13 protein-coding genes and 1 tRNA gene are annotated in these 18,059 nt (G+C 44.0%); 6 read left to right on the forward strand and 8 right to left on the reverse strand.

Annotated features, from left to right (window positions below):
- Positions 1–125 precede the first annotated feature (125 nt).
- From leuO to ilvN, 4 genes are all read left to right on the forward strand, one after another.
- Positions 126–1,085: a transcriptional regulator LeuO gene (gene leuO, locus ACED25_RS13590; RefSeq protein WP_017100430.1), complete on the forward strand. Its 960-nt coding sequence runs from the start codon at positions 126–128 to the stop codon at positions 1,083–1,085.
- Positions 1,086–1,286: 201 nt separating this feature from the next.
- Positions 1,287–3,095 (forward strand): long-chain fatty acid--CoA ligase, encoded by a 1,809-nt coding sequence (locus ACED25_RS13595; RefSeq protein ID WP_371695453.1) that lies wholly within the window; start codon positions 1,287–1,289, stop codon positions 3,093–3,095.
- Between the two features lie 460 nt (positions 3,096–3,555).
- Positions 3,556–5,313 (forward strand): acetolactate synthase 3 large subunit, encoded by a 1,758-nt coding sequence (locus tag ACED25_RS13600; RefSeq protein ID WP_371695454.1) that lies wholly within the window; start codon positions 3,556–3,558, stop codon positions 5,311–5,313.
- A 1-nt stretch (position 5,314) separates the two neighbouring features.
- Complete coding sequence (ilvN, locus tag ACED25_RS13605; RefSeq protein WP_004735875.1) at positions 5,315–5,809, forward strand: acetolactate synthase small subunit; 495 nt, start codon at positions 5,315–5,317, stop codon at positions 5,807–5,809.
- Positions 5,810–6,240: 431 nt separating this feature from the next.
- On the opposite strand, the gene ACED25_RS13610 is transcribed toward ilvN, so the two are convergent.
- Together ACED25_RS13610 and pykF are read right to left on the reverse strand one after the other, a co-directional pair.
- A complete protein-coding gene (locus ACED25_RS13610; RefSeq protein ID WP_371695455.1) occupies positions 6,241–6,912 on the reverse strand; it encodes a GntR family transcriptional regulator in 672 nt (223 codons plus the stop codon).
- A 176-nt stretch (positions 6,913–7,088) separates the two neighbouring features.
- Positions 7,089–8,501, reverse strand: a complete 1,413-nt coding sequence (gene pykF, locus ACED25_RS13615; RefSeq protein ID WP_012603178.1) for a pyruvate kinase PykF — start codon at positions 8,499–8,501, stop codon at positions 7,089–7,091.
- Positions 8,502–8,930: 429 nt separating this feature from the next.
- Here pykF and ACED25_RS13620 point away from each other — a divergent pair, with 429 nt between their 5' ends.
- Both ACED25_RS13620 and glmS read left to right on the forward strand, forming a co-directional pair.
- Positions 8,931–9,701 (forward strand): DeoR/GlpR family DNA-binding transcription regulator, encoded by a 771-nt coding sequence (locus tag ACED25_RS13620; protein ID WP_371695456.1) that lies wholly within the window; start codon positions 8,931–8,933, stop codon positions 9,699–9,701.
- Between the two features lie 107 nt (positions 9,702–9,808).
- Positions 9,809–11,641 carry a glutamine--fructose-6-phosphate transaminase (isomerizing) gene (gene glmS, locus ACED25_RS13625; protein WP_004736010.1) on the forward strand — a complete coding sequence of 611 codons (1,833 nt, stop codon included), beginning with the start codon at positions 9,809–9,811 and terminating at the stop codon, positions 11,639–11,641.
- Positions 11,642–11,773: 132 nt separating this feature from the next.
- Here glmS and ACED25_RS13630 read toward each other — a convergent pair whose 3' ends face one another.
- The 6 genes from ACED25_RS13630 to rpsU form a co-directional block, all read right to left on the reverse strand.
- A complete protein-coding gene (locus ACED25_RS13630; protein WP_010434545.1) occupies positions 11,774–13,042 on the reverse strand; it encodes an O-acetylhomoserine aminocarboxypropyltransferase/cysteine synthase family protein in 1,269 nt (422 codons plus the stop codon).
- A 202-nt stretch (positions 13,043–13,244) separates the two neighbouring features.
- Positions 13,245–13,320, reverse strand: a tRNA-Ile gene (locus tag ACED25_RS13635).
- A 163-nt stretch (positions 13,321–13,483) separates the two neighbouring features.
- A complete protein-coding gene (rpoD, locus tag ACED25_RS13640) occupies positions 13,484–15,328 on the reverse strand; it encodes an RNA polymerase sigma factor RpoD (RefSeq protein ID WP_009847799.1) in 1,845 nt (614 codons plus the stop codon).
- A gap of 99 nt (positions 15,329–15,427) precedes the next feature.
- Positions 15,428–17,179, reverse strand: coding sequence for a DNA primase (gene dnaG / locus ACED25_RS13645; RefSeq protein ID WP_371695457.1), 1,752 nt, complete (start codon positions 17,177–17,179; stop codon positions 15,428–15,430).
- Positions 17,180–17,298: 119 nt separating this feature from the next.
- A complete protein-coding gene (locus tag ACED25_RS13650) occupies positions 17,299–17,742 on the reverse strand; it encodes a GatB/YqeY domain-containing protein (RefSeq protein WP_371695458.1) in 444 nt (147 codons plus the stop codon).
- A gap of 25 nt (positions 17,743–17,767) precedes the next feature.
- Positions 17,768–17,983: a 30S ribosomal protein S21 gene (gene rpsU, locus ACED25_RS13655; protein ID WP_004396009.1), complete on the reverse strand. Its 216-nt coding sequence runs from the start codon at positions 17,981–17,983 to the stop codon at positions 17,768–17,770.
- Between the last annotated feature and the right edge of the window lie 76 nt (positions 17,984–18,059).

Below are 18,059 nucleotides of genomic sequence, written 5' to 3' on the forward strand. Positions count from 1 at the left end.
AGATTTATTGGTTAATAGTAATGGCAATCCGAAAAACATCGGTCTGATAAATATAAGAATTAGTGGTTATCTATTCCCACACCATTACCAATTTAACCCTGTCGAACCGACAAGAGGCAACTTGAATGTTAGAGAAAAAAGACGCAATGAGTGCAATTGCAAGCTACAGAATGGAAAGCACACTTCGTGGAGTCGACTTAAATCTTTTGACTGTATTTGATGCAGTTATGCAAGAGCAAAATATTACACGTGCAGCTCATAATCTGGGCATGTCTCAGCCAGCGGTAAGTAATGCTGTTGCTCGTTTGAAAGTAATGTTCAACGACGAGCTATTCATGCGTCAAGGTCGTGGTATTCAACCGACTCAACGTGCTCGTCAGTTGTTTGGCCCAATCCGCCAAGCGCTGCAGTTAGTACGCAACGAATTGCCAAGTTCTGTATTCTCACCAGAGTCGTCTTCTCGTTTGTTCAAACTTGCAATTTGTAGCCCTTGCGACATGCGTTTTGCACCTAAGATTATGTCGACAATCAACGACCAAGCACCTAGCGTTAATCTGCACATGGATGCGGAATTTGACCGTCAACTTTCTGAGCGCATGCGTTACCAAGAAATTGACTTCGTTATTGATTACTCGCGTTTTGATGAGCAAGGTTTCTCAAGCACTGAAATCTTCCAAGATGAATTGGTTGTGGTCGCTTCTGCTTCTCACCCACGCATCAACGGTGAAGTTTCAGCGGCAGAGTTGCTTAACGAAAAGCACGCTAAACTGTCTCGCATCCATGGTCAACGTAGCTTCTCTGAGCAAGCTTACCGTGACCTCGATTGCACACCTTTCTACGAAGGTACGAGCTTAAGCAACGTACTTTACGTTGTTGGTCAATCTGAACTTGTGACGATAGCTCCTCGTTGGATGGTAGAACATGCAGCAAACAAAGATCAGCTTCAGATTCTAGATTTCCCATTCGATAATGCGGCGATTTCTGGCTTCCTTAGCTGGCACGAATCAAGTGAAAAGGACAAAGGACACATCTGGTTACGAGATCAGTTAATGATGATCTGTGGCGAAGTAGTGGCGCTTAACTAGACACTAATTCCTATGATTTATAAGCCCTAAGCTATGAGTCTGGCTTGGGGTTTTTTTGTACCTGCTATTTTTGTTGATAGAAAACTTAGCGTGAGACGTACTATTACTTATAACTTTGAGCTTCATCAGTTGCCTTTTCCATGATCAGAGGTACACTTGTGCGCTCAAAAAAGCTTACAGGTGTAAGCCAAAGGTAAAGAGATGGCCAATTTAGATTTTCATATCGTAAAAAGACTTCGTGACCAAATTGCCCAAGGTGGCAACCGTACAGCTTTGAAGCACAAAGTAGGCAATGTATGGCAAGGTATTAGCTGGGAACAATTTGGACAACAAATCGATACGCTTTCATTAGCGCTATTGGCTCAAGGATTGAGAGTTCAGGATAAGATCGGTATCTTCTCGAACAATATGCCTCAGTGGACTGTGGCTGACTTCGCATCCTTACAAGCGCGTCTTGTAACGGTACCAATCTACCCAACCAACACAGCGGCGCAGTCTTCTTACATTATCCAAAATGCAGATGTGAAGATCTTATTCGTTGGCGAGCAAGCTCAGTTCGATGCGGCGGTTAGCCTTTTTGAAGAGTGTGAACAGCTAGAAGTTGTTGTGGCGATGTCTGATGATATCGATCTGCAAGGACATCGCTTTGCCGTCTCTTGGAAAGAGTTCATGGCTCGTGGTGTTGAAGAGCAGCGAGCTGAGCTTGATGTTCGTCTTGCGGATGCCAGCATGGATGACTTACTGACGCTTATCTATACCTCTGGTACAACGGGCCAGCCTAAAGGTGTAATGCTTGATTACACTAATGTTGGCTATCAACTAAAAGGCCATGATGAGCGTCTCAGCTTAAGCAAAGACGACGTCTCATTGTGTTTCTTACCTCTATCACATGTATTTGAGCGCGCTTGGACTTTCTATGTCCTTTATAAAGGCGCAATCAACTGCTATTTGCAAGACACCATGCAAGTTCGTGATGCATTGAGTGATGTTAAACCAACGGTTATGTCTGCTGTTCCTCGCTTCTACGAGAAGATTTTCTCAGCGATTCACGAGAAAGTATCTAAAGCACCGTTTATTCGTAAAGTACTCTTTACTTGGGCGGTGAACATGGGCGCGAAGCTTTCTGTTTGTCATCAAGAAGGTCGTACACCATCATTCATGCTGAAGAAGAGCCATGCGCTTGCTGACAAGCTTGTGTTATCTAAACTGCGAGCTCTGTTAGGTGGTAACATCAACTTCATGCCATGTGGTGGCGCGAAGCTTGATGAAACCATTGGTCGCTTCTTCCACGCGATTGGTATCAATGTAAAACTTGGCTACGGCATGACAGAAACCACGGCAACAGTATCGTGCTGGGATGACCGTTGTTTTAACCCTGATTCGATCGGTATGTCGATGCCGGGCGCTGAAGTGAAAATTGGCGCTAAGGATGAGATCCTTGTTCGTGGCCCAATGGTGATGCGTGGCTACTACAAGATGCCAGAAGAGACAGCTAAGACATTTGACGAGCATGGTTTCCTGAAAACGGGTGATGCGGGTCATTTTGATGAAAATGGTAATCTATTCATTACTGATCGCATCAAAGAATTAATGAAGACTTCTGGCGGTAAGTACATTGCACCGCAAGTGGTTGAAGGCGCAATTGGTAAAGATCACTTTATCGAGCAGATTGCTGTTATCGCTGATACGCGCAAATTCGTTTCTGCACTGATTGTTCCTTGTTATGACTCGCTAGAAGAGTATGCCAAAGAGCTTAATATCAAATATCATGACCGTGTGGAACTTGTTAAAAATCACCAAATAGTAGAGATGCTAGAGAAGCGTGTGAATGACTTACAACAAGAGCTAGCGAAGTTTGAGCAAGTGAAGAAGTTTAAGTTGCTGCCAAAAGCGTTTTCTATGGATGATGGTGAGCTAACACCGACCCAGAAACTGCGTCGTAAGGTTATTAACGATAAGTATCAAGACGAAATCGAAGAAATGTACAACGAAAAGCCTAAAGATAAGTAGTTTTCTGTTTAGATAAATTTTCAGTTGTTTAAAAATCCCCCTACGAATGTGATTGCATTTTTAGGGGGATTTTTTGTATCTAATGACACAGCACAATGTGCGAAAGCGCACACCAACAAGCTCGCTGTTTATCGATAAATAGCGAACTGTTGAAATATTAAGTGCTTTTTTTTATCAAGTAGGCAGTGTTTAAACCTGGTGTGAAAGCCTGTATTGGGTTTTATTTGATGCTTTGAGCTAATAGTTGGTTTTTTGGCACAGTTGCCGAATAACAGGCGTTAGACCAGATGATAATAAAGCGTTAAAGTTGTTTCGTATTACTGTTTGTTGTTATCACAACAGACAGCCATAGCCGAAAAAGTGGAAGTATTTCGAATTAGGCTACGAATAAGCCCTAGACTATGAAAAACCAGCCCAACATGTTCACCAAATGTGATTGGAAACTGGTGAGGAGAGCAATATGACAACAAAACCTGAAACAGCCATGTCATCCGGCGCTGAAATGTTATCCGGCGCTGAGATGGTGGTGCAGTCTCTAATTGAAGAGGGTGTAGAACAAATCTTTGGTTATCCAGGTGGTTCTGTACTTGATATCTACGATGCGCTGCATGCTAAAACTGCTGAAATTAAACACGTATTAGTACGACACGAACAAGCCGCTACCCACATGGCAGATGGCTATACTCGTTCTACCGGTAAGCCGGGTGTAGTACTTGTGTGTTCTGGTCCAGGTGCGACCAATACCGTTACTGGTATTGCAACAGCCTACATGGACTCAATCCCAATGATTGTTATTTCTGGTAACGTACCAAATAACCTTATTGGTAACGACGCCTTCCAAGAGTGTGACATCGTTGGTGTATCACGCCCGATCGTTAAACACAGCTTCCTCGTTAAGAAAGCGGAAGATATCCCTGAAGTCGTTAAAAAAGCATTCTATATTTCAACGACAGGACGTCCAGGTCCTGTGGTTATTGATCTGCCAAAAGACATTTTAAACCCACAAATTAAGCTTCCTTATGAATACCCAGAAACGATCAAAATGCGTTCATATAACCCAACGGTTACGGGTCATAAAGGTCAGATCAAAAAGGCGCTGAAAGCCCTTCTTGAAGCGAAGAAGCCGGTACTTTATGTCGGTGGTGGTGCGGTTATTTCTGAGGCAGATAAGCCGTTGTTAAAATTAGCAGAGGCACTGAATTTACCCGTGGTAAGTACCCTAATGGGGCTTGGCGCTTTCCCTGGTACTCATAAGAACTCTTTGGGTATGTTGGGCATGCATGGTTTGTATGAAGCCAATATGGCGATGCACAATGCGGACTTGATCTTTGGTATTGGCGTACGTTTCGATGATCGAACGACCAATAACCTAGATAAATACTGTCCTGATGCGAAGATCATGCACATTGATATCGATCCATCTTCTATCTCTAAGAACGTTAAAGTGGATCTTCCGATTGTAGGTTCAGCGGAAAAAGTATTAGAAAGCATGGTTAACCTGCTTATTGAGCAAGGTGGAACTAACGATGCAGAAGCGATGGAAAGCTGGTGGAATGAAATTAAACAGTGGCAAGAACGTGACTGCTTAGCGTATGACAAAACGTCGGGTCGAATTAAGCCACAACAAGTTATTGAAACACTGCATAAAGTAACCAATGGCGATGCCTATGTTGCTTCGGATGTAGGTCAACACCAAATGTTTGCTGCTTTGTACTACCCGTTTGACAAGCCGCGTCGTTGGATTAACTCTGGTGGTCTAGGCACGATGGGCTTTGGCTTACCTGCTGGTATGGGCGTTAAGTTTGCGAAACCTGATGAAGAAGTTGTGATTGTTACTGGTGACGGCAGTATTCAAATGAATATCCAAGAGCTGTCGACTGCGCTGCAATACAATATTCCCGTTAAGATTATTAATCTTAACAACCGTTTCTTAGGCATGGTAAAACAGTGGCAAGACATTGTTTATCAAGGTCGTTACTCTAATTCATATATGGACTCTGTTCCTGATTTTGCTGCTATCGCTGAGGCTTATGGCCACGTTGGCATGCGTATTTCATCTCCGGATGAATTGGAATCAGGTTTGGAAAAAGCACTGGCGATGAAAGACCGTTTGGTATTTGTCGATATTAGTGTGGATGACACCGAGCACGTATACCCAATGCAGATCAAAGGCGAGGGTATGGATAACATGTGGCTAAGCAAAACGGAGAGAACATAATATGAGACACATCCTTTCACTATTAATGGAAAACCAACCAGGTGCACTATCTCGTGTGGTTGGCTTGTTTTCTCAGCGTGGCTACAACATCGAGTCTTTGAATGTATCCCCTACGGATGATCCAACGCTTTCTCGTCTGAATGTCACCACTAACTCAAGCGAAATGCAGCTTGAGCAGATCCAAAAACAGCTACACAAGTTAATCGACGTACTTAAGGTACAAGAAGTGTCTGAGCTTGAGCATATCGAGCGTGAACTTCTGATGGTAAAAGTACGCGCTAGCGGCTTTGCTCGCGCTGAAGTGAAACGCACAGCGGATATATTCCGTGGTCAAATCGTTGATGTGACGGCTTCGCAATATACGGTTCAAATGGCCGGCACTAGCGAGAAGCTGGATGCTTTCATTCAGGCATTGTCTGAAGTAACGGAAGTACTTGAAGTGGCTCGAAGTGGGGTTGTTGGCATCGCACGTGGTGAACGAGCGTTGAAAGCCTAACGAAGAAAGATTTAAAGCTGCTTTTAAGCTAAAACAGAGCATTTAATCGTTTGAAAAAATAGCGATTTTACTGATACGAACGGCCCTTAATTTGGGCCGTTTTGCTTTCTGGAAGTAAGCATCGTTTATCCACAAAGTTTATATGATTAGACTAAAGTCTAATGCTCTCGATGATTTGAACTAAACTGAACGATAACCATACAGTCTGATTGAAAGAGGCGTGGTATGTTTGTCGATTTTTTAGTGAGGTTAACCATAGGTATATTAGCCGTTCTTGGCTTTCAACTGAGTGCATTGTATTTTTTACCTATGGTTGTGCTACTCAATACTCATCACAAAGAGTTTTTTGGGTGGTAGTTCAGCCGTAATGCTGGAAATAAAAAACGGAGCTATTAGGCTCCGTTTTTATGTGGTTAGAATCTATCTTGGCATTATGCGGCTTCGATAACTTCTTCAATTCGTTTCATTGAACTTAACAGGTGTTGATCCAAGAGCTCTGTCGCTTGATCGACATTTTTCGCAAGTACTAGTTTCATGATCATTTCATGCTCATCAATATTGAACAGATCATCAGTCGCGCTTTTCGCTGACATCGCTAGGAAGCGGTAGCGTTTTACTTGATTGATAAGATCATCAAAGAACTTAAACATGTTCTCTGAGTCTGCGCCTTCAAGTAACGCTGCATGGAATTGCTGGTGACGCTCTTCCCACTCAACACAATCAAACTCTTCTGAGACATATTGTATGCGTGATAGCTTGTGGTAGGAGGTTAATACTTCCAATTCCCAGCTTTCATCGCCTGCTGAAATTGCCTTTTTAAGCAGAACAGAAGAGACAACACGAAGGCTTTCATATAGGTCATTGAGTTCTTTCTTTGATACCGGTGATACCCAACAGCCTTTTTGTGGCTCTAGCTTTACGTATTTACTCCAAGATAGCTGCACTAAGGCTTCGCGAATTGGAGATGCGCCGACGTTGTATCGTGCTTTGAGATCAGCTACAACGAGTTTTTTACCTGGGGTTAATTCACCATTGAGAATATCTTGGCGAATCATCTTTGATACTTTGTCAGTAAGCGTAGGACTAGACATTACAAACCTCATGTATATTTGATTTCTAGTCTGCTAATCCGTTTCTTAGGAAGAGTTTATTGGAGTTTAACAGTACGTAGTTCTAATGTGATTGATAATACAGCGTACTGAAAAGTTAGGCAAGATTTTGTTTCATAAAAAAAGAGGGCCGAAGCCCTCTTTTATATTTTATGCGAATCGGTTCATTCTTATAGAACGTGAACAGATGCTGTGTTTGTAGTACCAGAAGCGACTAGAGCACCAGAAACCATAACTACGATGTCGCCTTTGTTACCTAGGCCAGATTGTAGAGCGATTTCTTTACCGTTGATGTAGAACGCGTCTGTGTTCTCGATAGAGTCAACAAGAACTGGCTTAACACCTTTAGTAAGAACTAGCTGTGCAGCTGTCTTTTCGTTAGTTGTTAGAGCAAGGATGTTTGCAGTTGGGAAGTATTTACGTACTGAACGTGCAGACTTACCGCCTTCAGTTGCAACAACGATTAGAGGAGCAGCTAGCTTCTCTGCTGTGTCTACAGCGCCTTTACATACTGCTTCAGTGATGCGTAGACGTGGGCTGTCTAGACGAGAACCTAGCTCAGCTTTAAGAGCTGAATCAGTACGGTTCGCGATTTGAGCCATGATAGTAACAGCTTCAACTGGGTACTTACCTTTAGCAGTTTCACCAGAAAGCATTACTGCATCAGTACCATCCATGATTGCGTTCGCAACGTCACCCGCTTCTGCACGAGTTGGACGTGGGTTGCTGATCATAGAGTCAAGCATTTGAGTTGCAGTGATAACCATCTTACGTGCGCGGTTACACTTCTCGATCATCATCTTCTGAGCGAAGATTACTTCTTCAGCTGGGATTTCAACACCTAGGTCACCACGAGCAACCATGATGCCGTCAGAAGCTTCAAGGATTGAATCGAAGTTATCTACACCTTCTTGGTTTTCAATCTTAGAAATGATGTGGATGTTCTCGCCGCCGTTAGCGTTTAGAAGCTCACGGATTTCTTTAACGTCTTCTTCTTTACGAATGAAAGAAGCAGCTACGAAATCAACGCCTTGCTCGCAACCAAACTTAAGGTCAGCTTTGTCTTTCTCAGAAAGAGCTGGAAGTTGAACAGAAACGCCAGGAAGGTTAACACCTTTGTTTTCGCCTAGAGCACCGTTGTTAAGAACTTTACACTTAACTTCAGTTTCTGTTGTTGCGATAACTTCCATTTCGATTAGGCCATCATCAACAAGGATAGTGTTACCTGCTGTTAGGTCCTTAGCGAAACCTAGGTAAGTTACTGCTACTACGTCTTTGTTACCAACAACTGTTGCGTCAGTTGTGAAAGTGAACTCTTGACCAGCTACTAGATCTACGTCGTTACCATCTTCAAGTTTGATAGTACGGATTTCTGGACCTTTAGTATCTAGAAGGATCGCAAGTTGCTCACCATTGTTTTCCATTACTTTACGGAAGTTCGCGATACGAGTGCCGTGCTCTGCGAAATCACCGTGAGAGAAGTTAAGACGCATAACGTTCATGCCAGCATCTACTAGTTCAGTTAGCTTCTCTACAGATTCAGTTTTAGGGCCAATCGTACATACGATTTTGGTCTTTTTCATGGAAGGTACTCTCCGGTAAGTATTGTTACAATTTGAAATTTATTTAAGTTCTGAAGATTGGTCCGCTACATCAACATTTTGTGCCTGTTGTGTAAAAGCGCGGGACTTCCAATATGTCCTTCAGAGTTGTAAGTCTTTCATCAATTTTAGTCATTTTATGACCAAAAGATTTTGATTCAATATCGGTTTTCTGTGACTTACCCCACTATATAGGCGGTAAGTTGCAAAAAAATAACAGTCAGTTTTGTAATTTTTTTTCTTTTCGGGTGCGGATTCTACCACCTAATGAGTTCAATATCACTGCTTAACAATTGTCTTAGGACAAGGTTTTATCGCTATTTATTAATTTTTTGGATCAAAATAAATGGACTAAATAGTTTCGTTGTAACTATAATATGTTTCAAATCGAAACTTACTGGCCTTTTTTAAATGTCGAAACGAAACACCCAGCTCAGAAGACATGCTATTTCTAACCTCGTTAATGAAAAGGGGGAGGTTAGTGTTGATGAACTATCCGCTAAATTCGAAACCTCAGAGGTCACGATTAGAAAGGACTTAGCGTCTTTAGAGAAAAACGGTCAGCTTTTGCGCCGTTATGGTGGTGCGATTTCATTACCGAAAGAGGTTGTGAACGAAGAACTGGGTCCACAAGTTTCGACTCGAAAGATTTCATTAGCGAAAGCCGCTGCAGATTTAATTCGCGACCATAATCGCATTGTGATCGATAGCGGTAGCACGACAGGGGCGCTAATTCAGCAGCTCAATAGCAAGCGTGGTTTGGTTGTGATGACCAACTCGTTGCACGTTGCTAATGCACTTAATGAGTTGGAAAGCGAACCAACACTGCTAATGACCGGCGGCACTTGGGATACCCATTCGGATTCTTTTCAAGGCAAAGTCGCAGAATCAGTATTTCGAGCTTACGATTTTGATCAACTATTTATCGGGGCTGATGGTATCGACCTTGATAGAGGCACAACCACGTTCAATGAATTGGTTGGTCTAAGTAAAGTAATGGCTGAAGTGTCACGAGAAGTGATCGTGATGGTTGAGTCGGAAAAGGTGGGACGAAAGATCCCGAACTTAGAGCTGGCATGGGAACATATTGACATCTTAATTACCGATACAGACTTAGGCGAAGAATCCAAAGCAAGTATCGAATCACATGATGTTCGAGTGATCCTGACCGATCCAGCGTAAAAACAAATTTAAGTATTATGCATTTACCTTCCTATAATTGATCTTAATAAAGATCTGGCCTTTGCTTGCTGCCAATAGGAATAAAACGAAATTGATGGAGTGAAACTATGTGTGGAATTGTTGGTGCAGTAGCACAGCGTGATGTAGCTGAAATTTTAGTAGAAGGCCTTCGCCGCCTAGAATACCGAGGCTACGATTCAGCGGGTGTCGCTGTAGTTGATAGCGAATCTAACCTAACTCGTGTACGCCGCCTTGGTAAAGTACAAGAGCTAGCAGACGCAGTCGATCAACAACATGTCATTGGCGGTACTGGTATTGCGCATACACGTTGGGCGACACACGGTGAGCCTTCAGAAGCAAACGCACATCCACACATGTCTGGCGATATTGCTGTTGTACACAATGGCATTATCGAAAACCACGAAACACTGCGCGCTCTGCTGCAAGAGCGTGGCTACGTGTTTACTTCACAAACAGATACTGAAGTTATCGCTCACTTAGTTGAGTGGGAACTTCGCACGTCAGCTTCTTTGGTTGAAGCTCTGCAAAAAACAGCCAAACAATTAGACGGTGCATACGGCACAGTAGCGGTTGATCGCAAAGATCCTAGCCGTATCGTTGTTGCTCGTTCTGGTAGCCCAATCGTTATCGGTTTTGGTGTGGGCGAGAACTTCCTTGCTTCTGACCAACTAGCACTATTAAGCGTGACTCGTCGCTTCATGTACCTAGAAGAGGGGGATGTTGCTGAGGTAACTCGTCGTGATGTTACGGTATTTGATGTGGCGGGTGAGCGTGTTGAGCGTGAAATCGTTGAATCAAACGCAGAACACGATGCAGGTGACAAAGGTCAATACCGTCACTTCATGCAGAAAGAGATCTTTGAGCAGCCAACAGCGCTGATCAACACAATGGAAGGCCGTATCTCTGACACTTCGGTTATCACTAACGCGATTGGTGTTAAAGCGGAAGAGATCCTAAGCAAGGTTGAACACGTACAGATCATCGCATGTGGTACGTCTTACAATTCAGGCATGGCTGCGCGTTACTGGTTTGAATCTCTAGCAGGCGTAAGCTGTGACGTAGAGATTGCTTCTGAATTCCGTTACCGTGATTTCGTTGTTCGTCCGAATAGCCTATTGGTGACTCTGTCTCAGTCTGGTGAAACGGCGGATACGCTTGCTGCACTTCGTCTTGCAAAAGAGAAGGGTTACATGTCAGCAATGACAATCTGTAACGTTGCAGGTTCTTCGTTAGTTCGTGAATCTGATTTTGCCTTCATGACTCGCGCAGGAACTGAAATCGGTGTTGCTTCAACTAAAGCCTTCACAACACAGCTAGCGGCTATGTTGATGATGGTGACTTCAATTGGTCGTCTACAAGGTCGCATCAATGAAGAGAAAGAAGCGGAAATCGTTCAAGCACTGCATCAATTGCCTGCTGATATTGAAAAAGCATTGGCATTTGATAAAGAGATCGAAGCACTGGCTCCTGATTTTGCTGATAAGCACCACACACTATTCTTGGGTCGTGGTGAGTTCTACCCAATCGCGATGGAAGCGTCTCTGAAACTGAAAGAGATCTCTTACATCCACGCAGAAGCATACGCGGCTGGTGAGCTTAAGCACGGTCCTTTGGCTCTTATCGATGCAGATATGCCAGTCGTCGTTATTGCACCAAGCAACGACTTGCTAGAGAAGCTGAAATCAAACGTTGAAGAAGTACGTGCTCGTGGCGGTCTACTTTACGTATTCGCAGATGAAGATGCAGGCTTTGAAAGCGATGAGAACATGAAGATCATCAAGATGCCTCATGTAAGTGAAGTAACAGCACCTATCTACTACACAGTACCAATGCAGCTGCTGTCTTACCACGTAGCGCTAATCAAAGGTACCGATGTTGACCAACCTCGTAACCTTGCGAAAGCGGTTACTGTTGAGTAATCGTTAGCTTATCTAAGAAAATTAGATAATAAGAAGCCCATCCTGTGATGGGCTTTTTTGTGTCTGCTAGTTAACGATTCGTGTTAGAGCTAGCTGTAGCGTCATTAAGCATTAAGCATTAAGCATTAAGCATTAAGCGCTAAGTGCTTGCTCTAGGTCAGCCAAGATATCGTCAATGTGCTCAATACCGACTGAGAGGCGAATCATCTCTGGTGACACACCTGCTTGCTTTTGTTCCGCTTCGCTTAGTTGACGGTGTGTTGTAGAAGCAGGGTGACAAGCGAGAGATTTTGCATCGCCAATGTTCACCAAGCGCTTGAATATTTGTAGCGCATCATAGAAACGAACACCGGCTTCATAACCATCTTTCAAGCCAAAAGATAAAATGGCAGACGGCTTACCTTGCATGTATTTCTCAGCCAGCGGATAGAACTCAGACGTTGGTAAACCAGCGTAGCTCACCCAACTCACTTTCTCATGTTGCTGAAGGTACTCTGCTACTTTTAGTGCGTTCTCTGTGTGTCGCTCCATGCGTAACGACAACGTTTCTAGACCTTGCATTAGCATGAAGGCATTCATAGGCGACAGTGCAGCGCCTGTATTACGTAGTGGAACCGTTCGAGCACGACCAATAAACGCGGCTTCACCAAAAGCCTCGGTGTACACCACACCGTGGTAAGAAGGTTCTGGCTGATTAAATACTGGGAAGCGATCTTTGTGCTCTGCCCATGGGAATTTGCCTGAGTCGACAATCACGCCACCCAATGTTGTTCCGTGACCACCAACGTATTTGGTGAGTGAGTGCACCACAATATCAGCACCAAAATCGATAGGTTTACACAACACAGGTGTCGCCACCGTGTTATCGACAATCACAGGTACACCTTGTGCGTGAGCAAGCTCAGCAACTCGTTCTAAGTCGATAATATTACCAGCGGGGTTACCGATACTTTCGCAGTAAACCGCTTTGGTTTTTTCATCAATCAGTGCCGCTAAGCTTTCAGGTTTGTCGTCTTTGGCAAAGCGAACTTCTATCCCTTGGTTTGGCAGCATGTGAGCAAATAGAGTGTAAGTACCGCCGTAAAGCTGAGGCGTTGAAACGATGTTGTCACCGATTTGTGCCAACGTTTGAATGGCGTAGTTGATCGCCGCGCTGCCCGCACTCACCACTAAGCCTGCAATACCACCCTCTAAGGCTGCCATGCGTTTTTCCAACACATCATTGGTTGGGTTCATTATGCGAGTGTAGATATTACCGGGTACCGCAAGATTAAACAGGTCTGCACCGTGTTGTGCGTCATCGAATTCGTAAGCAACGGTTTGGTAAATAGGGGTCGCAACTGATTTGGTTGTTGGATCAGTTTCGTAGCCGAAGTGAATCGAGAGCGTTTCGTCTTTCATGAGTCTTCCCTGAACTATTGAATGATTTGTGTACTCTCATATTGCCGATTTTTTTATAAAAGAAAAGTATATTTAGTCACAGAGAGGGAATTGGAATTGCGTGTGGGACAATTCGTTATTTGTAGGAAATACAGCGGTGAGTTGTACAGCTTCAGAAAAGCAAAAAGCCAGAGCAGTGTGAACTGTTCTGGCTTTTCTAATTTGGTGGCCCCTCCCAGATTTGAACTGGGGACCGAACGATTATGAGTCGTGCGCTCTAACCACTGAGCTAAGGGGCCGTAGGGCATAGATTATAGGGGAAGCATTCATTGGTGTCTAGACACTATGAGGGGCAATTCCGCTTACATCTTAGCCACTTAAATCATATAGGCACAAAAAAGGTGAGCCAACGCTCACCTTTTTTATTTTATGCTTAAAAGCTAACCACACTAAAGTGTGTAATTACTCGTCTAGGAAGCTACGCAGAGTTTCTGAGCGGCTTGGGTGACGAAGTTTACGCAGTGCTTTTGCTTCGATCTGACGGATACGTTCACGAGTAACGTCGAACTGCTTACCCACTTCTTCTAGAGTGTGGTCAGTGTTCATGTCGATACCGAAACGCATACGCAGTACTTTCGCTTCACGAGGCGTTAGGCCTGCAAGAACGTCTTTAGTTGCGCCGCGCAGGCTTGTTGCCGTTGCAGAGTCTAAAGGCAGTTCTAGCGTTGTATCCTCGATGAAATCACCTAGGTGCGAATCTTCGTCGTCACCGATTGGTGTCTCCATTGAGATAGGCTCTTTAGCGATTTTCAGTACTTTACGGATCTTGTCTTCAGGCATTTGCATGCGCTCAGCCAACTCTTCCGGAAGTGGTTCACGACCCATCTCTTGTAGCATTTGACGAGAGATACGGTTTAGTTTGTTGATCGTTTCGATCATGTGAACCGGAATACGGATAGTACGAGCTTGGTCGGCAATCGAACGAGTGATTGCTTGACGGATCCACCACGTAGCGTAAGTAGAGAACTTGTAACCACGACGGTATTCAAACTTATCTACTGCTTTCATCAGACCGATGTTACCTTCTTGGATTAGATCCAGGAATTGTAGACCACGGTTTGTGTACTTCTTAGCAATCGAGATTACTAGACGTAAGTTCGCTTCAACCATCTCTTTCTTAGCACGACGAGCTTTCGCTTCACCGATAGACATACGACGGCTGATATCTTTAATGCTTTGAACAGTAAGAGACGTTTCACGTTCGATTATATCCAGCTTTTGGATAGAACGACGGATGTCGTGTTCGTTACGTTTGATCTTTTCAGCGTATGGTTTGTCTGAAGCAAGAACTTCGTCCAACCATGCTTCGCTAGATTCATTACCAGTAAATAGAGCAATGAAAGATTTCTTCGGCATTTTGCCGTACTCAACCGTTTGACGCATGATTAGGCGTTCTTGAGTACGTACGCGATCCATTGAAGTACGCAGTTCGTTTACTAGGTAATCGAACTGTTTTGGCGTTAGACGGAACTCTTTGAATACGTCTTGCATCATTGTCGTTGCAAGTGTGGCTTTCGGACTTTCATGGCCGTATTCATTGATTGCGAGTTGACGGTTTTGGTAGCTAGTGCGAAGTGCTGTGAACTTCTCAAGAGCAAGCTCAGGATCAATACCTGTATCTTCCTCTTCTTCTTCCTCGTCGTCTTCTGCTTCTTCTTTGTCTTCGTCTTCTAGATCAGTTTTAGCAAGTTCTGAACCGATGTGAGTCGCCGTTGGCGCAGCTGTGCCATCGTCGTCTGGGTCAACAAAGCCATTGATTAGATCTGTTAAACGAATCTCTTCAGCGAGTACGCGGTCAAACTGTTCCAAGATGTATGGAATAGTGCCTGGGTACTCTGCTACAGATAATTGAACAGTATTGATACCATCTTCAATACGCTTCGCAATGTCGATTTCGCCTTCACGAGTCAGTAGTTCAACTGTACCCATTTCACGCATGTACATACGAACTGGGTCAGTTGTACGGCCAATCTCGCTTTCTACGCTTGACAGCGCAGCAGCAGCAGCTTCAGCTGCATCTTCATCTATATTGGCATCGTCATCATTAAGTGCTAGATCATCAGCGTCAGGTGCAGTTTCTACTACCTTGATACCCATGTCATTGATCATTTGAATGATGTCTTCTACCTGTTCAGAATCCACGATTTCTGCAGGTAGGTGGTCGTTTACTTCGGCGTAGGTCAGATAGCCTTGTTCCTTGCCTTTAATAACAAGTAATTTTAGCTGTGACTGCGGATTTTGATCCATAGATGATATCCAACTTCAGGTCTGGTGAAGGACGTTGCATTCTCAAATGCAAACCAATTATGTTAACAAATTTATTAAATGCTGACTAATCAAACAGGGTTACGCTTTTAGATCTAGCATTAAAGCTAGTAGCTCCCTTTTTTCTTCGGCTGATAAACCGACACTTCTTGCTTTGGCCTGCAGGTTTTCAATTTGTTTTTCAACGCACTGGGCAAGGATATTGTCCAATGAGTCTAAAAATATGTCTTCTTGATTGTCTTCGTCGAGGGGGATTTCCCAGCTCGCGAGACGAGACAGAAGCGCCTCATGTTTATTGTGTCGCCAATGCTCTAATAATTGGCCTGTGTTGATATGGGGATGCGCATGGCATTTATCAAGTACTTCGACGAATAAACTTAGTCCAGGCAACTGTAAGCCTTTGACACTTGATAAATCCGGTACCATATCAGCATAGCTCGGATTTTGGATAAGCAAAGCGATAACTTCTCGCATTGGAGTGCGTTTTAGTTCTTTGTGCGGTTGAGGTGTCGGGTTCTTAGTATGAACACGAGCTCGTCTCAGTTGGTTATCAAAACCAGTACGCTCATCCAATAATTTTTCGAGCAGTTCTTGGAAATAACTGTCAGGGATTTTGTTAATCAAGGCGCTTGCGTGTGCTCGCAGTGCCGACTTCCCTTCCGTTGTTCCCAAGTTCAACTTGTGTATCTCAATAAGATTATCGAACAAGTAAGTAGAAAGCGGTGTCGCATTGTGGACGAGCTGTTCGAAAGCAGCCTGACCGTGTTCTCTAATATAGCTGTCTGGGTCTTCACCGTCTGGCAAGAACAGAAACTTGAGCGTGTTACCTGTTTTCAGGTATTCAAGTGTATTTTCGAGTGCGCGCCACGCCGCTTCTTTACCTGCTCGGTCACCGTCGTAACAACAAACCACTGTGCTGGTTTGGCGGAACAACATTTGAACGTGGTCACCGGTTGTCGAGGTGCCCAGTGATGCCACTGAGTAATCAACACCATATTGCGCTAATGCCACGACATCCATGTAACCTTCAACCACAAGTATTTGCGGCGGTTCACGGTAGGCTTGCAGCACTTCATAAAGGCCGTAAAGCTCTTTGCCTTTATGGAAGATAGGCGTTTCTGGTGAGTTCAGGTATTTCGGTGTGCCGTCTTCTAAGACACGACCACCAAACCCGATCACTCGGCCTCGACGGTCACGAATCGGGAACATCACGCGTCCACGGAATCGATCGTATCGGTTGCCTTTATCGTTTTCTATCAACATGCCGCCAGTAACGAGCATGTCTTGGGCTTCTTTTTGTTGGCCAAAGTTCTTACGAACCAAGTCCCATTCATCAGCGACGTAGCCAATGCCAAACTTCTGTACGATTTCACCAGAAAGACCGCGATTTTTTAGGTAATCAATCGCAGGTTTGTTAGCTGAAATTTTCAGCTGAGAGCGGTAAAAATTACTGATGCCGCCCATCAAATCGTAGAGGTTACGTTTTTGTTCGCTGTTGGCTCTTGGCGCCGTAGATATTTCACCGCTGCGCTGTTCTCTAGGAACATCAAGGCCTAAAAATGAGGCCAGCTCTTCAATCGCTTCAACAAAATCGAGACGTTCGAACTCCATAATGAAGTCGATAGCATTGCCGTGTACGCCACAACCAAAGCAGTGATAAAACTGTTTTTCTTGGCTTACGCTGAAAGAAGGGGTCTTTTCGTTGTGAAATGGGCAACAAGCACCATAGTTTTTGCCTTTTTTCTTAAGTTTCACGCGTGCGTCCACAATATCGACAATGTCGAGACGCGCTAGGAGATCATCGATGAAACTACGCGGGATGTGTCCTGCCATAAAACCTTAGAAAAATGCACTAACTGAGAGTGTGAATAATAATAGTTTGAATAGGTTACAGATACAAACAAGCCGTGCGTTCCGAAGGATTGCACGGCTTGTTGCAATTTGATTTGGGATTAAGCGAGTTTAGAACGAACTAAACCACTAACTTTACCCATATCTGCACGCCCTTGAATTTGTGGTTTCAAGATAGCCATTACTTTACCCATGTCTTGCATGCCCGCAGGTTGAGCTTCTGCAATTGCGCTATCAAGTAGTGCAATAACTTCTTCTTCAGTTAGCGGTTGAGGCATAAAGCCTTCAAGTACCGTAATTTCTGCTTTTTCCACGTCAGCAAGATCTTGACGATTTGCCGATTCATATTGAGCAACAGAATCGCGACGTTGCTTAACCATTTTAACTAATATAGCAATAATGTCGTCGTCGTTCAGAGTGATCCGTTCGTCAACTTCACGTTGCTTAATTGCTGAAAGAGCTAAGCGGATAGTGCCAAGGCGCGCTTTGTCCTTGGCTTTCATCGCTAATTTTTGCTCTTCTTTGAGTTGTTCAATAAGAGCCATAACTCAGTCCTTATGGATTAAGTTATTAGTACAGACGAACGCGACGTGCGTTTTCGCGAGCTAGCTTTTTAGCGTGACGCTTTTGAGCTGCTGCTTTAGCGCGTTTGCGAACTGTAGTTGGCTTTTCGTAATGCTCACGACGACGCACTTCAGAAAGGATACCTGCTTTTTCACAAGAGCGCTTGAAACGACGTAGTGCAACGTCGAACGGTTCGTTTTCACGTACTTTAACTATTGGCATATGCCTTTCACCTCAGGGGTTATTCATTATCGCTGGTTATTCAGTACCAAATCAGAGAAGTTACCCATCGAGCTAA

Source organism: Vibrio sp. 1F263, from assembly GCF_041439035.1.
GTDB classification, from domain to species: domain Bacteria; phylum Pseudomonadota; class Gammaproteobacteria; order Enterobacterales; family Vibrionaceae; genus Vibrio; species Vibrio tasmaniensis_A.

What these genes read in the sequence shown, in the direction of transcription:
- rpsU (WP_004396009.1), bottom strand. Translation starts at nt 17,983, where the DNA reads ATGCCAATAGTTAAAGTACGTGAAAACGAACCGTTCGACGTTGCACTA.
- ACED25_RS13610 (WP_371695455.1), bottom strand. Translation starts at nt 6,912, where the DNA reads ATGAGGTTTGTAATGTCTAGTCCTACGCTTACTGACAAAGTATCAAAG.
- ACED25_RS13595 (WP_371695453.1), top strand. Translation starts at nt 1,287, where the DNA reads ATGGCCAATTTAGATTTTCATATCGTAAAAAGACTTCGTGACCAAATT.
- glmS (WP_004736010.1), top strand. Translation starts at nt 9,809, where the DNA reads ATGTGTGGAATTGTTGGTGCAGTAGCACAGCGTGATGTAGCTGAAATT.
- ACED25_RS13630 (WP_010434545.1), bottom strand. Translation starts at nt 13,042, where the DNA reads ATGAAAGACGAAACGCTCTCGATTCACTTCGGCTACGAAACTGATCCA.
- ACED25_RS13650 (WP_371695458.1), bottom strand. Translation starts at nt 17,742, where the DNA reads ATGGCTCTTATTGAACAACTCAAAGAAGAGCAAAAATTAGCGATGAAA.
- ilvN (WP_004735875.1), top strand. Translation starts at nt 5,315, where the DNA reads ATGAGACACATCCTTTCACTATTAATGGAAAACCAACCAGGTGCACTA.
- leuO (WP_017100430.1), top strand. Translation starts at nt 126, where the DNA reads ATGTTAGAGAAAAAAGACGCAATGAGTGCAATTGCAAGCTACAGAATG.
- ACED25_RS13600 (WP_371695454.1), top strand. Translation starts at nt 3,556, where the DNA reads ATGACAACAAAACCTGAAACAGCCATGTCATCCGGCGCTGAAATGTTA.
- dnaG (WP_371695457.1), bottom strand. Translation starts at nt 17,179, where the DNA reads ATGGCAGGACACATCCCGCGTAGTTTCATCGATGATCTCCTAGCGCGT.
- ACED25_RS13620 (WP_371695456.1), top strand. Translation starts at nt 8,931, where the DNA reads ATGTCGAAACGAAACACCCAGCTCAGAAGACATGCTATTTCTAACCTC.
- pykF (WP_012603178.1), bottom strand. Translation starts at nt 8,501, where the DNA reads ATGAAAAAGACCAAAATCGTATGTACGATTGGCCCTAAAACTGAATCT.
- rpoD (WP_009847799.1), bottom strand. Translation starts at nt 15,328, where the DNA reads ATGGATCAAAATCCGCAGTCACAGCTAAAATTACTTGTTATTAAAGGC.